The 16,845-nt window shown below is 34.0% G+C and carries 9 protein-coding genes and 1 CRISPR repeat array (1 of these 10 running past the window's edge); all 9 genes read right to left on the bottom strand.

Going from position 1 to position 16,845, the window contains the following annotated elements:
- A CRISPR array of direct repeats spans nucleotides 1-7,074; the repeat unit is 29 nt; unit sequence GTTTACATCCCTCATAGTTCAGATAAAAC; it begins 3,743 nt to the left of the window's first position.
- 237 nt (nucleotides 7,075-7,311) lie between these two features.
- Nucleotides 7,312-7,575, bottom strand: a complete 264-nt coding sequence (gene cas2, locus OTK01_RS12620; RefSeq protein ID WP_013433567.1) for a CRISPR-associated endonuclease Cas2 — start codon at nucleotides 7,573-7,575, stop codon at nucleotides 7,312-7,314.
- A gap of 92 nt (nucleotides 7,576-7,667) precedes the next feature.
- Nucleotides 7,668-8,648, bottom strand: a complete 981-nt coding sequence (gene cas1b / locus OTK01_RS12625; RefSeq protein ID WP_029228474.1) for a type I-B CRISPR-associated endonuclease Cas1b — start codon at nucleotides 8,646-8,648, stop codon at nucleotides 7,668-7,670.
- A 6-nt stretch (nucleotides 8,649-8,654) separates the two neighbouring features.
- Entirely contained in the window at nucleotides 8,655-9,167 is a 513-nt protein-coding gene (cas4, locus tag OTK01_RS12630) for a CRISPR-associated protein Cas4 (protein ID WP_029228475.1), read from the bottom strand.
- Between the two features lie 19 nt (nucleotides 9,168-9,186).
- Nucleotides 9,187-11,520, bottom strand: a complete 2,334-nt coding sequence (locus OTK01_RS12635; RefSeq protein WP_029228476.1) for a CRISPR-associated helicase/endonuclease Cas3 — start codon at nucleotides 11,518-11,520, stop codon at nucleotides 9,187-9,189.
- The gene (cas5b, locus tag OTK01_RS12640) at nucleotides 11,510-12,256 is read right to left on the bottom strand and encodes a type I-B CRISPR-associated protein Cas5b (RefSeq protein WP_029228477.1); all 747 of its coding nucleotides are present in this window, start codon (nucleotides 12,254-12,256) and stop codon (nucleotides 11,510-11,512) included. Before cas5b ends, OTK01_RS12635 begins: the two co-directional genes overlap by 11 nt.
- A 2-nt stretch (nucleotides 12,257-12,258) precedes the next feature.
- A complete protein-coding gene (gene cas7i, locus OTK01_RS12645; protein ID WP_029228478.1) occupies nucleotides 12,259-13,188 on the bottom strand; it encodes a type I-B CRISPR-associated protein Cas7/Cst2/DevR in 930 nt (309 codons plus the stop codon).
- Nucleotides 13,181-14,824, bottom strand: coding sequence for a type I-B CRISPR-associated protein Cas8b1/Cst1 (cas8a1, locus tag OTK01_RS12650; RefSeq protein ID WP_029228479.1), 1,644 nt, complete (start codon nucleotides 14,822-14,824; stop codon nucleotides 13,181-13,183). The genes cas7i and cas8a1 overlap by 8 nt, the downstream gene beginning before the upstream one ends.
- A 28-nt stretch (nucleotides 14,825-14,852) precedes the next feature.
- Nucleotides 14,853-15,638, bottom strand: coding sequence for a CRISPR-associated endoribonuclease Cas6 (gene cas6 / locus OTK01_RS12655; RefSeq protein WP_029228480.1), 786 nt, complete (start codon nucleotides 15,636-15,638; stop codon nucleotides 14,853-14,855).
- 211 nt (nucleotides 15,639-15,849) lie between these two features.
- Nucleotides 15,850-16,437 (bottom strand): hypothetical protein, encoded by a 588-nt coding sequence (locus OTK01_RS12660; protein ID WP_029228481.1) that lies wholly within the window; start codon nucleotides 16,435-16,437, stop codon nucleotides 15,850-15,852.
- Nucleotides 16,438-16,845 lie beyond the last annotated feature (408 nt).

Here is a 16,845-nt window from a genome sequence, read left to right on the forward strand (position 1 = left end):
TTACAGCTTACGAGTTTACATCCCTCATAGTTCAGATAAAACTTACTTATAAGGGCAGGGGTAGTGAACGGTGGATTTATCGTTTACATCCCTCATAGTTCAGATAAAACAAGGATGTAGTAATAACTGGTCCAATTGCTGTTCCTGGTTTACATCCCTCATAGTTCAGATAAAACTAACTGAAACAACGAGCAATCATTTAATGCCTAATATGTTTACATCCCTCATAGTTCAGATAAAACCAAAGAAGGGCAAGAAAAAGAAGAAGAGCTCCAAAGTGGTTTACATCCCTCATAGTTCAGATAAAACTACCAGATGACAGGTACAATCCCAAAATAGTCCGACGGTTTACATCCCTCATAGTTCAGATAAAACTTCAACAGAGAATTCGAAGACCCAGAGAATGCAGACGTTTACATCCCTCATAGTTCAGATAAAACCTCCATTTTTTTAATTATTTTTCAAACCCCAAAGGGTGTTTACATCCCTCATAGTTCAGATAAAACAAAAGAGCTAAAAATCAAAGAACGTGAGTTTATCCAGGTTTACATCCCTCATAGTTCAGATAAAACCAGTGCTTGAGATTATAGAAGATTATCAGACAAGGAGTTTACATCCCTCATAGTTCAGATAAAACAAGTCGTATAAATCGTATAATCGCCAGACAAAGCTAAAGTTTACATCCCTCATAGTTCAGATAAAACAAGTCGTATAAATCGTATAATCGCCAGACAAAGCTAAAGTTTACATCCCTCATAGTTCAGATAAAACAAGTCGTATAAATCGTATAATCGCCAGACAAAGCTAAAGTTTACATCCCTCATAGTTCAGATAAAACGGTTTTAGCGAATTGAATAGTTCTATTCGTAATCGACTGTTTACATCCCTCATAGTTCAGATAAAACAAGGATTTGCGATACATATTTGTATTCAACAGAATAACAGTTTACATCCCTCATAGTTCAGATAAAACCCTGAAACCCGCTTTTCTGAATTCCTCAATTCTATCGTTTACATCCCTCATAGTTCAGATAAAACGATGGGATAAATTGTCCAGGACCAATAGGAGGATTAAGGTTTACATCCCTCATAGTTCAGATAAAACGTGAGATACCAGATAGCTGTAAAGTTTAGCATCATTGTTTACATCCCTCATAGTTCAGATAAAACCTTTTATTTTAGTACTTTTTATTGTAAAATTAAAGGGAGTTTACATCCCTCATAGTTCAGATAAAACAGCAGAACTTGAGGAAGCTATAGCACTGCTTATAGGGTTTACATCCCTCATAGTTCAGATAAAACGCTAAATTTTGAGTTTGTTGTTCACTTGCATTTGCGTTTACATCCCTCATAGTTCAGATAAAACCATTTGATTGTAAAATCACCTAAAACGTAAACGTTCTTGTTTACATCCCTCATAGTTCAGATAAAACCAAGGGTGCAGTAAAAATTGAAGAAAATAAGTATCTTGGTTTACATCCCTCATAGTTCAGATAAAACGGAATTAATCCCAAAAGTAAGTCGTCTCTAATCGTGAAGTTTACATCCCTCATAGTTCAGATAAAACTCAATCTTATTGCTTCTATAGCAAAAACAACATCTGAGTTTACATCCCTCATAGTTCAGATAAAACGTAAGACTGTAACAATTACGCTTTCTTATGATGCAAAGTTTACATCCCTCATAGTTCAGATAAAACCCATTTTCATAATCCCACCTTCCAATCATACAAATATGTTTACATCCCTCATAGTTCAGATAAAACAAGCGGAAGGCTAACAACAGTTACTCAGCAAGCTGGTTTACATCCCTCATAGTTCAGATAAAACCTTGATAAACCTTTTTGCCTTTAAATTTCGATTTCTCGTTTACATCCCTCATAGTTCAGATAAAACTCCCGCAAGCTGTTGCTAAGGTAGCGAAAGAAATAGTGTTTACATCCCTCATAGTTCAGATAAAACCTTTGCTATTCATTTCGTATCTCCTCCCTCCCCAAGTTTGTTTACATCCCTCATAGTTCAGATAAAACTTATGTGACCCTAAATTAATTACATGCACAGGTATTGTGTTTACATCCCTCATAGTTCAGATAAAACCTTACCCAAAATGATGAGCTAATAGTAACACAATACATGTTTACATCCCTCATAGTTCAGATAAAACGCTTATCACCTGAACAAAAAGCACCTCAGCTTTTTGCGTTTACATCCCTCATAGTTCAGATAAAACCCATCGCACCTTTCTGTAATTTCCTATATACCAGTAGTTTACATCCCTCATAGTTCAGATAAAACATCTTTAATATTTTGTCCTGTTTGGCTCAAAATTGAGTTTACATCCCTCATAGTTCAGATAAAACGCAGATTTTTGGATGTGGGTTCCTGTAGCACATAAAAGTTTACATCCCTCATAGTTCAGATAAAACAGTTTGGGTATCATAGGATATGTAATTGTAACAGTAAGGTTTACATCCCTCATAGTTCAGATAAAACCACAACAAGTGATGTAATCATCAAATTAAATACCGACTGGTTTACATCCCTCATAGTTCAGATAAAACAATGAAATTTGGAGCAACCTATGCAAACTTGTTATCGTTTACATCCCTCATAGTTCAGATAAAACTGAAAACTTCTTTGTACTTTCGCAATCCAGTTATTTTGGTTTACATCCCTCATAGTTCAGATAAAACCGACGCAACAATGATATAATGTTCGGGTAGCTCGGTGATGTTTACATCCCTCATAGTTCAGATAAAACCTCATTGTGTGATAATAGACGAGTTGCATGCGATAAGTTTACATCCCTCATAGTTCAGATAAAACTGACTATGAGACAGCGAAAAGTTTAAGTGATAAATTAATGTTTACATCCCTCATAGTTCAGATAAAACCTTACAACATTATTTATTGCACTCGTTATAAAACTAAAGTTTACATCCCTCATAGTTCAGATAAAACTAAGTCTGGAGAAAAGATATTCAAGTATGTAATTAAGAAGTTTACATCCCTCATAGTTCAGATAAAACCTGATAATAGCCTTGATCAATATAACTACTTCATAGTTTACATCCCTCATAGTTCAGATAAAACTCAAAATAATACTGTATATCCCCAATTATCCCCTCGTTTACATCCCTCATAGTTCAGATAAAACTGGAATGATAAAAGCAAATCCAAGGTTAGGTTCAATGTTTACATCCCTCATAGTTCAGATAAAACAAATTCAGTTTGGGATACTGCAAGAAATTGTGTATCAAGTTTACATCCCTCATAGTTCAGATAAAACGCGATGGATTGGTATTGGGGATTAATAATACTTAGTTTGTTTACATCCCTCATAGTTCAGATAAAACTGATTATACGCAAGAGCAAGCTCTGTCCTTGCTATCGTTTACATCCCTCATAGTTCAGATAAAACGTGTATTGCTGCAGTTCTGGGTCTACCCAATACTCCTCGTTTACATCCCTCATAGTTCAGATAAAACCCCAGAGACGAAAAGTGCATACAAATTTCCACACCATAGTTTACATCCCTCATAGTTCAGATAAAACTAACTGCTGGATCGTGCTTGGCTTTTGTTTTATTTCGTTTACATCCCTCATAGTTCAGATAAAACCGTATGGTATTTTGTCTTCGACTACACGCCTTTCTAAAGTTTACATCCCTCATAGTTCAGATAAAACTCTCTGACTGTTCCTGCTGTGGTAATCATAACAAGTAAGTTTACATCCCTCATAGTTCAGATAAAACAAGATATTGCAGTTGCAATTGAGAATGACATTATTAAGTTTACATCCCTCATAGTTCAGATAAAACAGAAAAAAGGGATAAAATAGCAAAAGCTCTCATCAAAAGTTTACATCCCTCATAGTTCAGATAAAACTGTTAGATGATGGAAGATGACAGATGACTGTTAGGGATGTTTACATCCCTCATAGTTCAGATAAAACAAGTTAGCAGACGGTGACAGAGTGGTAAGGATTGGGTTGTTTACATCCCTCATAGTTCAGATAAAACTAATATAAATTATTCAATAACAGGTGGCTCTGTTAAGTTTACATCCCTCATAGTTCAGATAAAACATATAGTTTCAATCTTACCTTATACATTGCAAGTAAAGTTTACATCCCTCATAGTTCAGATAAAACGATAACCAGCAGTTGCTTGAAATTCCAAATTACTTCATGTTTACATCCCTCATAGTTCAGATAAAACATCTTCCGCCGGTGCAACTTCCAATACGTTTTTCTCTGGGTTTACATCCCTCATAGTTCAGATAAAACTTTGGGAATTGGCACTGAAAACTTATCAAGTTTTAAGGTTTACATCCCTCATAGTTCAGATAAAACGAAGGTTCAAATATGACACCACGCCTAATAGAATATGTTTACATCCCTCATAGTTCAGATAAAACCACCTTATTATGCAGCTGGTACTTGCAAGATTCTTATTGGTTTACATCCCTCATAGTTCAGATAAAACGCTTCTTTGTTGTGTATTGCTCTAAAGGTAGCATATGTTTACATCCCTCATAGTTCAGATAAAACCATGGATATTGACAATGTGGCAAAATCTATTTTGGAGTTTACATCCCTCATAGTTCAGATAAAACCCACGCATAAACTTGAAAAATGCAGCTTTTTTCTCGCTGTTTACATCCCTCATAGTTCAGATAAAACAAGCACCGTCGAGAGCTGCAAACTTTGCAAAAGGCTGTTTACATCCCTCATAGTTCAGATAAAACCGGCAATTTGCGATACTTACAACCGCACGACCCATTTCGTTTACATCCCTCATAGTTCAGATAAAACTCAAGTATTTGCTCTTGTGATTTGCTATTGCTTTTTAGGTTTACATCCCTCATAGTTCAGATAAAACCAGCAGGAATTACAGGGATATCGTCCTGATTGTAAATGTTTACATCCCTCATAGTTCAGATAAAACTGACAGGATTAGAAGAAGAAGCTTGACCGAGGTAACTGTGTTTACATCCCTCATAGTTCAGATAAAACCCGTCGATATAAATCAAATACACTTCTCCATCTTGGTTTACATCCCTCATAGTTCAGATAAAACTGAGAAAATTTTTACTTTATCTTTTTCCATTTTATTACGTTTACATCCCTCATAGTTCAGATAAAACCAGTTATCAGCGTTGCGGGATAATCTAAGAATAGTTGTGTTTACATCCCTCATAGTTCAGATAAAACTATACATCGACGAAATACCCTTCTTGTAGCTGGAAAAAGTTTACATCCCTCATAGTTCAGATAAAACTTAAAGTCGTTAGTTGAAAAATCCCAAGCATATTCTTTGTTTACATCCCTCATAGTTCAGATAAAACTAGGGTCAGCTAACTTTGAAATTATGCTCACTACAGTGTTTACATCCCTCATAGTTCAGATAAAACCGTTGTTTTGGTCTATGCTTCTCGCTGCAGCTTCAATTGTTTACATCCCTCATAGTTCAGATAAAACTCACTGTTGACTTTTACGGTGAAATGTCCGCACAAATGTTTACATCCCTCATAGTTCAGATAAAACAGGTTTTTAACCTGTTGAAATACTTTATTAAAAAGTGAGTTTACATCCCTCATAGTTCAGATAAAACCGGATTCGAACTCCATTTCCAAGGTCCATAATCCGTCGTTTACATCCCTCATAGTTCAGATAAAACCATACAAGAAACATTTCCCTTGCGATAATTCAAAACGTTTACATCCCTCATAGTTCAGATAAAACATATAAGCACCTATTTTGTACTTCCCTAAACCTATTCCAGTTTACATCCCTCATAGTTCAGATAAAACGCAAAGTCGCTTGCATCATACCCGTCCACTTTGTCTACATGTTTACATCCCTCATAGTTCAGATAAAACACAACATGGAATGCAATAAAGAACGTATTTTTGACGATTGTTTACATCCCTCATAGTTCAGATAAAACCTTAAATCTTTGCCTTTCTTGATTGAAAATTGCTTGCGTTTACATCCCTCATAGTTCAGATAAAACCTTTATTTTCTTGTTTTTGATTTTTCTTTTGTAACAAGTTTACATCCCTCATAGTTCAGATAAAACTATCCTAACAAAGATTTAACCTGAGACGTAAAATTATTGTTTACATCCCTCATAGTTCAGATAAAACAGGTTGTGTTATTCTAAATCTTCTATTAATGATTTAAGTTTACATCCCTCATAGTTCAGATAAAACCAACAAATACTATATTAGAACCCTTCTCCTCAAATACACGTTTACATCCCTCATAGTTCAGATAAAACAAATCAGGCGGTAAACCTCTTAACTTGTGTTCAAACAAGTTTACATCCCTCATAGTTCAGATAAAACATTAATTGGCTATACTCACGTTTTCCTCAAATGCCTATGTTTACATCCCTCATAGTTCAGATAAAACTTTTCTTCTATCCATACTTTTGCCAGTACACCATCAAGTTTACATCCCTCATAGTTCAGATAAAACATTTTAATGTCAAGTTAGGAGAGAGCTCTGTTTATATGTTTACATCCCTCATAGTTCAGATAAAACTACGCAACAATCATGATACCTTCGATGAAGAAAGCAGTTTACATCCCTCATAGTTCAGATAAAACCAAGAAGTTGAAGGAAAGAAATTTTACTATGTTGATTTGTTTACATCCCTCATAGTTCAGATAAAACGGCACTTGTTAGGCAAAATAGACGAGAACGTAGCAGTTTACATCCCTCATAGTTCAGATAAAACTTGAGCGAGAAAGATATTTTGTGCTGACAAGTTCAGTTTACATCCCTCATAGTTCAGATAAAACGTGGTAATGGTGTTAACAAGCATAGAACAAATTGGTATGTTTACATCCCTCATAGTTCAGATAAAACTGTATTGATTTATTACGTAATTACGTATATACTATATATGTTTACATCCCTCATAGTTCAGATAAAACCTATATTGAAAAGTTTGATATTTCAAGGTTTTAGCGAATGTTTACATCCCTCATAGTTCAGATAAAACCAAGGGCGATTGGAAGAGCGTTTGGAACGACATAGTTTACATCCCTCATAGTTCAGATAAAACCCATTAATAAAAAATATCCTCTTTTCTATGCTATATCTTTATTATAACCCATTAGCAAAATCTTCTCAACAAAAATAAATTGCAGCGAGGGGGTGGTTGGGTTTTGTAAGGAGTTGGTAAATACCTTTTAAAGCCTTGTAGGAAGAGAAGGCAGAAACTTTAAATTAGTTATAGGCCTCGCTGCAGAATGGTTTTGTTCGGAAATACAGGTTCATCTCTAACTTTATTTCAAAATCTTCAAATTATAATAGAATCATAGTTCTTTTCTTGTCCCAAAACCTTTTTATTGCACACAAGTTTATATTCCATCTCATAAAAATAGACCGAATCTTCATCTTTTTCTATTACCGATAAAAGTTCTCGTTTGCACTTTTCAAGCTTTCCAAGTGTAATCTCTCCTTCAAAAACTGAGTTTTGAACCCATGTGAAGTATTTTTTCAAAATCTTTCTTACCTTGTTGACTCTCTTTTCATTGATGTCGTATGTTACTATGACAAAGATGTTCTATCACTCCTCCGAGCAAAAATTTGTCATCAAAGACTAATTGCTGGACTTGAAAAGATTTAAGTGCCTTATAGCACATTCAAGCCAACTTACCACCATGCTTTGAGTGGTGAGTAAACCTGATCGCCTATAAAATGTTTTATTAGCTTATAGCACTCAAGTCTTATAAATCCCTTATAGGAAACATTTCTATTTAGCTGTCTGTGACGAACTGTAGTCTCAAGCTTGCTTTGGAACTCTTTTATAAATATCTTCTTTCCCTCTTGGTTCAGATAACAATAGTTCAAATCTTCATCGAAATGTTCAAGACTAATTTGGCGGTTGTTGAGAAGTTTGAATATTACTGTGTCAACAATCAACGGTTTGAAAATCTCAGAGATGTCAAGGCTCAGTGAAAATCTTTTTTCACTTGGTTCATGCAAAAAACTTATTGTTGGGTCAAGTTGCGTTTGATAAATTTGAGACAAAGTGTGACTATAAATTAGGCTATTTCCGAATGAAATCAAGGCATTGATAGGATTTGTGGGTGGTCTTTTTTCTCTTTTTTCCATTGCAAAATCTTCTGGCAAGAACTGATTAAACGACTGATAATATATATTGCGAATTCTTCCCTCAAGCCCCATCAGCTCTGCAATGTTTGATATATTGAACCTGCCTTTTCCCCACTCATCTTCAATTGCAATCAAAAAAGCCTCAGCTTCTTTTCTTTCTCTCAAATTTCGCATCATGTGGTATACTGCCGACTCAACAAAACAATACGCTAAAAATAATCTCTTTTCTCTATCAAGATAATGCAGAGCTTGTCTTACAACAACGTCTCCAGATACATTTTTCTTGCGTGGCAAGAAACTCCCAGCATAAAAGCCGTAGTAGTTGTAAAAATGAAGAACAATGCCGTATTGAGAGATATAATTTAGAGCTTTGGTGTTTAAGTCTACCTCTCCAAAGATGTGAATCTGCTCAACATTCTCAATGTCAATAGACCTTTTTTCCACTTCGGTCTCAAAGTATAAGGTGTTTTCGTGCCTTCGGAGCCTTCCGTTAGAAGTAAGATACAAGCTCTTTTGCATACTATTTTACCCCCAGCAAAACTCAAAGTACGCGCACGACTTGCAAATCTTTTGTTTTTGCGCAGGTGGTGGAATGGGCTTTGTTGTAATTTCTTCTATCTCTTTTAAAGCTTGCTTTACCTTTTCTTTGTACTCAGGGGTCAGCTCCAGCACCTCTTTTCTTTTCTCTTTCGGATAATTGATTATTCCTTGCTTTTGAATTCCTTTTTGCTTGAGATAGTAAAGATAGTACACAACCTGCATTATATCAGCTTCTTTCATTTTACTGCTATATTTTACTTCTCTGATGCTGCCGTCTGATAAAATATCTATCATGACAAGGTTGTCAATCAAGACTTCTTTTGTGTTTTCTTTTGGATACGAATACTCATGTAAAACTTTGCCCAGAAGAACTTTGTCTGATGTACTTTCAAAAGTTATGTTTTTGCTAAATAGCCAGAGTTTTCTTTTGCAGATGTAAAGGTAGTTGATTTTTATGCCTTGAAATTTGACTTCAGAAAATTCTTGTATATCTTCCATTTTTCTCTCACTCACTTATTTACCATATATCAGATTGTTCTAATCCTTTTGGTGGTATCAAACCTAATTGGTCATCATATTCGCAATCAAGTATATAGATCCCTAAATCTTTGTTATAACAACTTGCTCCGCCTTTGGCAAAGAAGTATGCCGGGGCTGTAACGGTATATTTTCTGATGGAGGAAATTAATTTCAATTTTTCTATAGACCTTATAGACCTTGAATTTATTTTTTTAAGAGCTTCATTTATTTCTTCGATATTTTTATCAAATATTTCTCTCGGTATGCCAGAAATTGTAACAACATCTCTGAAGATCTTTTGTGCTTCAATTTTTCTATCTGCTCTGAAGCCAAGTTCTAAAAGTTCATATGCCTTTTTGAATTTACTTATAAAATTGGTACTTGAGAGTGCATCAATATCGTATACATATTCATTTAGCTCTTTCTTGTCATATTCTGTAATTTTATTTTCATCAAATTTTTTCAGAAACTCTTCTGTCCTGTCGACAATCTCTCTCTGATAAACTTTTCCGATTCCACTTGGGTCTTTGGTCAAAATGATAACATTCGGGCATAGCTCATTATATGGTCTTTTTCTATATACCCTTCCCATTCGCTGAAGTAGCGAATCTGCCGATGCAAGTTCTGTAAACAAGATATCATAATCTATGTCAAGTGAAGCTTCCACAAGCTGAGTTGATATTACAATACCGTTTTTTCTGTGATTTGAGATAACAATTTGCTCTTTTTGCCTCTTTTGTCCCTCTAAAAACCTTGAATGCAAAAGTTCAACAGGAATCTCTCCAAACCTTTTTAGATTTTCCTTTATAACTTGGTAAACTTCCTGTGACCTTTTTACAGTATTGCATATAACAAGCACATTTTTTTGTTTTGCATGTTCAACTATTTCGTCTACGCAGTCTAAAATTGAAAGTTCTTTGATTGCAATAATATGAGAATATCTCTTTTTCAGTTCTTCATCTGAATATGCTTGCAAATACTCAGCCCACTCTCCAAGGTGTTTTAGGATAAGCGGGTTAATTGTTGCACTCATTAAGCAAAACTTTCCATTTAAATTTATGATTTCTTCTAAGGTCTTTATTATAATTGCCAAAGACTCTGGAGAGTAGCTCTGCGGTTCATCTATTACAATCTTTGAGTATAAGAATAATGAATAAATCTTTTCAAATCCCGGCCACTTCAAAGCTGATGTAAAAATCTGGTCTCCTGTTGTAACAATTATTGGAAGACTTAAATTCTTAGCAAGATCAACGCTATCAAACAGAGCTTCTAACTCTTGATTTTCGCGCTCCAAATTCAAATATTTTTCAAGTAAATATATCATACTATCTGAGTGCAAAATCCCAACCTTATCCTCGCCAAAGATTTTTGCTAATCTCTCATACATTGCATTGATAGAAACACGAATTGGAAGAGTGTAAATGAGCTTACTTTTGAATGCCCAGTTTAGCCCAAACTCTGTCTTCCCACTGCCAGTTGGAGCAAATAAAATTACGTTTTTTTCAGAAAGCTCCATCGCCTTTCTCTGAAAATCTTTAAATCCGGTAAAACTGCACTTGCTCTTCAAATAAACTTCAACCTTTTCAGGGAAATTATTAATCTTTGCCTCTTCTGCACTGATTCCTGCAGAACTTGAATGGTCAATCCTGTGCAAAAGCCCTTTTAAAAAAATTCTAAAAATCACCTTTTTGTCCGAAAGGTCATATGAGTCTTTGAACATCAATTCTCTTAATTGATTAATTACCCTATATGTATAATTCGAACTTTCCACTACTTTATCCCTGTCAGGGACTGAAGGAAGTAACTCAAACAGAGGTTTTAGCGTTTGATTCTCTATATACTTTGAAACGTCCTCACAGATGTATTTATTGAAATATTGGAAATTAACATCAAAATCTCTGTCATGCGAAAATGCAATTGCAAAAAGTAAATTTTGAAAATCTTCACAGGTAATATTACCTTTTTCAATTTCATCTTCCAAATTGACAAAAACTATAGATATAAAGTTATGAGGCACCTCCTTAGACAAACCCTTAACTTGAGGTACCTCATGCACTTTTGTCTTATCCCTTATTTTTTGCTGAAATTTCGAATTTGCCTTGCCCAAATCGTGATATATTATCGCTAATCTTAGAAGATACTTGAGCTTCTGATAGTCTATTTGCAGCCTTTTACAACCTTCTTCAATCTCTTCCTTATATTCTTCAAACAGCTTTTCCATGTTATTTAACAAATCCATCGTGTGTTGATATATGGTTTGATATTCACTTCCTTTGTCACTTTTAAATTTCTTGGCATAAAGTTCTATATCCTTGTAACTATCAATTTTCATACTCCTCATCACCTATTAAATCAATGATTATATTCTCATCATCTACCATAACCTCTTGGTCAACCATTGCCATTGGATTTAACTGTTCTAATGTTTCAATAAAAACTACATCTTTTTTGTGAGTAAATATCCTCAAACCATCTTTGGTCTTTTCATATCTATTGTTGAGTCTGAACCTGATTCCATCAATCATAAGTTTCTCAGCAGTTGAGCTTTTCAAATACATTCCTATCTCTGGTGGTCTTTTCTTTATATATTTTTTGTACTCTACTTTACTTGGCTCAAAAAATTTTACTTCGTCTATTCTCATCAAATCCTCTTTTCGGCCCAAACCCCAGTAAGAGTCAAAGATATTTTCATATATTTTTTCTAAAACATCCTTTTCAGCATTTACATGAATACACAGCTGAACATCAACAAGGTTTGTCACATATATAACGCCATTTACCACTCTTGCAGAAACCTCATTTACAACAGGAGCAGTGTCATCTTCTCCCCTTAGTCTATCAAACTTTATTATCCTTTGAATATCATAAACAACAGAGTTGAACTTTCCACATATGGATACTGCCATTTTGTAATATTTTCCATCTCTTGCACCCAAAATATTGTGAAGCCACCCCTTCACGGTAGATGGTGGTGGTAGAGGATAAGAGTCTATTATTCCATATGAAAATGGTTTTCTGAAGTTTGCAAAAGGCTGATAAATCTTAATTTTTAGAAGGTTATTGAGCATCTTTAAACTGTCCCCTCTTCGTAATATTTTCTTGCTCTTTCTTTCAAATTTTCAAAGAAGTAATCAATTGTGCCGCTTGAAGCTGGCAGAAGCTTTTTGAGCTCTTCTTCATTTGCAAAAAAGCCTTCTAATATTCCTAATAGAGTGTAATCAAAGACCTTCTTGCCATTTGGTAGTGTCAGCTCACATGTGCTATGAAGCAGCCTTGGGTCAATTGCATAGGCTGAATTTTCTTTTATAATTCTAATTCTATTTAAGAAAAACGGATTTTTTATTGGATAAAGACCACCTATTGCAAAAAGCGGGCTTAAATTTTCTCTTCTACCCTTAATTTCTCTGCTCAAAAACTTTATTGCATCAAATAAGCTATAAAGCCTCTTAAGTTTTTCATCAACTGGTATCTCTTCAACCACTTCTCCTTTTTCATTAAAATCCTTGCCCAGTCTGTCTAAGTCAATTGCCACTGTATAGGTATATAAGGATTTGTGCTGTTCAAGCTGGTATGGATTTGGATTAGTATTTGCTCTTTTTGCTAAATTTAAGTTTGTTGCAAACTCTATGTCGTTTTTGTACTCTTCCAAAGAAACGGCTGGAGTAATTTTCACAACCGCTGTTCGTGTTTGTGCATTTTGACCTTGCCCTGAAGTTTTCATGTAACCAAACAAATCTATCTCCGGATACTCAGCAATTGTTGCTTCTTTTTTAAATTGAACTACCTGCTCATCCCCTGTTACTGGGGTTTCCTTAATACCTGCATTTTCTAACATAAATTTGTACTTTTCAAATCTTAAAGCCTGTCGTGACATGTAGGTGTATATCTTATTTTCTCTTGTAAGTTTTTTAAGCTCAGAGATGTTCCCCAAACTTTCTCCATAGTTTAAGCTCATTGCTTCAAACACAACTGTAATTGTAATTCCTGCATTTTTATTCATTATCAACAACCTCCTCACTATTTTCTACTTTTTCATCTTTTTCGCTTCCAAGCAGTCCATTTACAAAGCTGTACCCCAGTGCACAAAAATTGTCTCTGTCATTTATACACGACACAAACAAAGCAGGAACTTCCATGTTATAGCTCATATAGGTTCTAATAATCAGATTCATAAATGTATTTACGTCGCCTATTCTGAGTGCCGAAATTAGTCTGTAAGCAAGGCTGGTTATTTTGTTTTCAGCTTTTGAGGCTAAGAACTTTTTCTTTAGTTCCTGGCCAAAGAAATACATTTTCCACAACCATTTTTCATCCATTAACTCTCCACCTCTTTTTATACTTTTTAGATATTTATACGTAAGGATGTTATACATTTGGAGTCTATAAGGAGAAAGATTTGTATTTATTTTGGAATTTGGTTTTTGGGAACTCAAATATTGCCCTTCCAAGAATGATAAAAACTGAAAACTCAATGTGTTATTCAAAAATCTTTGCATAAATCCTCCAAAAGGATATATAGTATTGTCATTTATCCTAATATAATTTCCTGTAATTTTTTCAAACACATCATAGTTTGAGGTTATAAATTCTGCCTTCTGTTTAGAAATATTAAATCCATAAAGCTTTGGTGCAACAGTTGTTAAATCTATCTCAATGAACAAAATATTGGCCAAGCTAAATTTGCTCTCTTCCCTTAGCTTCAAAAGCAGATAATCATTGAGAAAATTCAAAATCCCTTTTTCTTTTAATATGTTCTCTTCTCTTGACATCATTTCCATAAATAGCTTATTTGTCTGATAGAGCTCCAACATAGAGGTATTCCTATCTACAAAATAAAACTTTTTGGTTTGTCCTATTCTAAATTCGGTCAATCCTGCAAATATGCAAAAATATATCAATTCACAAATCTCACAAATGGGCAGCTGCGGCTTGAAATTCCAGAAAAAATTCTTATTGTCTTTATTAGCACCCAGAAAGCTTACAAGCCCAGTGTCTAATAAAGCATCCTTTTTAGCAGGTCTTAACCCACAAAAGATGCAGGTGTGATGTTTGTCCTGTTTATTTGTTCTTTGGATTATAGGAGCTTCAAAATCGTTATAAAACCTGTTTTTCAATCCAGTGGTAACACTGCGTTGCAAAAAACTCTTTTGCCCATAAATGGAGCTTATGGTTGCTAAGTACGTTTTGACGTCATTTTCAATAAACTCTTGTTTGTTCTCATTTAACAATCCAATTATTTGAGTAACATATTGCTCGGCATCATCCTTGCTAAAATTTCTTGGCAAAGCTATATTCTGTGTGTCTGCTAATTGTTTTAATTTTGAAAAACCATCCACTCTTTTTTTAAAATTGCTTACCTCTTGTTTTAAATTTTTATCAAATTCATTATCTTTCAGCTTTTGCAATAATTTATTGCCTAAATCAATCAACTCATCTGTTCGTGGATACCTCTGGTAAGCTTTTTTGAAAAACTTATCAGAAAACCCTTGCAAACTATTTCTATTAAACTCTATGTAGTTTGGCCCGACTGTTATGATATTTTGAGAAGCTATATCCTCTCCATCCAGCATAATCTCAATAAAACCAATAATTCCTGCATTATAAGCCCAATCTCCTAAATATACCCTCTCTACCATCTCCAAATATTCCCCTTTGCTATCTTGCTTATTTTGCCACCTCAACAAACCCAAATCCCTGTCCTCTTCTAAATCCTATCCCATTTTGATACAATTCTTTTAAATCCTCCGGGTCTCCTGATAGTTCAAACAAACCAGAAAATCCTGTCAAAAACATTATGTCTTTGCCTGTAGTTTCAACAAAATCTGATATTCTGTGTTTTACAACAGTCTTTTGTACATTTATTGGCCTGAAAGTTAACCTCTTTTGCAGTTCTCTGTTTTGCCCTCGCAAAAGACGAATATTTCTAATCTCAAAGTCAATAACATCGTTGAAGACTTCTTCAAACTCTTCATCAAAAGGCAAAACTGGCACTTTTTTGTTGCCTTCTTTTTTTTCAATCAAAATTGGAGCAAACGTTTTGAAGGTCATTTTTGAGTCAAACTTTTCTGGCTCTCTTAGCAAATACGTTCGCTTAAGCGCAATCTTGCAGCTATCTGTTAAAGGGTATGGATAGAGACGATTGTTGAGTAAGCTGTTGTACATGTTTACAAAAAACTCATAGTCAGATGTGGAAAGATTAAGCAAAATATCTCCTCTGAAAGAAACGGTATCATCTTGAAAGTTCATATTGGGAAGATTTACTGCAAAGACAAAAGGCTTTTGCCATTTATTCTTTTTATCTTCCCACCAGTAAAGCCTGTTGAAATATTCTTGATTGTAAAGTGATAGTGCTCTTTTTAAAAAACTCATAAAAATGGCTCTGTAATAGATAGGAAGTTCATGAACCTGTCCTTGTTTTTCAGATACTTCAAAGATAAATTTTGCTCTCATGTAAATATCCCACCTTTTTCTTTAACATTAGCATCAATTTGCATTGATTATTATATTTCGACATTAATTGCTAAAATCCTTCTTTCTTTTTGAAAAAATTTAAAATTTTTAGGTGTTTAAAAATAATCTAATGTTTCAAGAGATAATAAAAAAAGCTACCATATCGAGGCAGCCTTGAATTGATTTATATTAGTACAATTTACCCTTGACTTTATTGCAAAATTTTCTTCTCAACCTTTTTAAAATACTCCAAAAGCTCCTTTTCATACTCCTTATATACCTTTTTTGTATTAGAATCTCTGAATGACTGCAAATCTTCATTCAAAGTGTCAAGCAAAAATATTATCTTTTCGATATCGGGTTTAATTTGCAGAGCAAGGTTTCTGTCTTTGCGCGCAATTATCTTTTCGTTTATCTTTTTTAAAAAATCTCTTACATTAACAACAAGCTCATACCTTTCATCCATTATCCTGCCAATATCCTTTTCTTCAAAGATATCAGGTTCTTTTGCAATTGACATTGTCAATGTATTGTTTAAAAAATATTCTTCTGTTCTTCCTCTCAAGTACGAAAAATCAACATTTTGGTCCTCTACAAGATGCTTTAGGATATCCTTTGCATCAGAGAGCTTGTGCGAATATTCAGCAAAGAAGATATTGGGTATTTTGGCATTGTAATTTGTCTTGAACACTTCTAACTTATTTGCTTTATTGGTAAGAGATATAATTATAACAACACTAAAAATTAAATATACCAGTAAAACTATTACAAAATAAAATCTGCTTGTTCTCTTTTTCAATTTTATTACCTCCAGAATTTTATAGGCTTTCTCCATCAACATTTAAATTCAAAGGCATCATCAGCCATTTTGCTACTTATGCTCTATATTTTTCTGATAGTTATTATATACCCTATCAAGTTTTTTAATGGAGCAGTTGCGCCAAATTATATCCGGTTATTTAATGATACTGAAATCTGGGTTATCATATAAGTAGTGGATACTATTTTTTTATGTACCATCTACTACCTTGAAATTTATGGCAATATTCTATTCTATACTTTCATGGAATGTCAAAGTTCATTTTAGTTTATAATAATTGATTATTGTTAATTTTTCTTCTTTATTCTTATATTTTCTCATTCTATCTCAAAATTGCTTTAAGTTTTTAAAGCTAAAAAATTTTTTGAAAGTTCTTATCATTTTTTG

It is taken from the genome of Caldicellulosiruptor acetigenus (genome assembly GCF_026914305.1).
Classification (GTDB): Bacteria; Bacillota; Thermoanaerobacteria; order Caldicellulosiruptorales; family Caldicellulosiruptoraceae; genus Caldicellulosiruptor; species Caldicellulosiruptor acetigenus.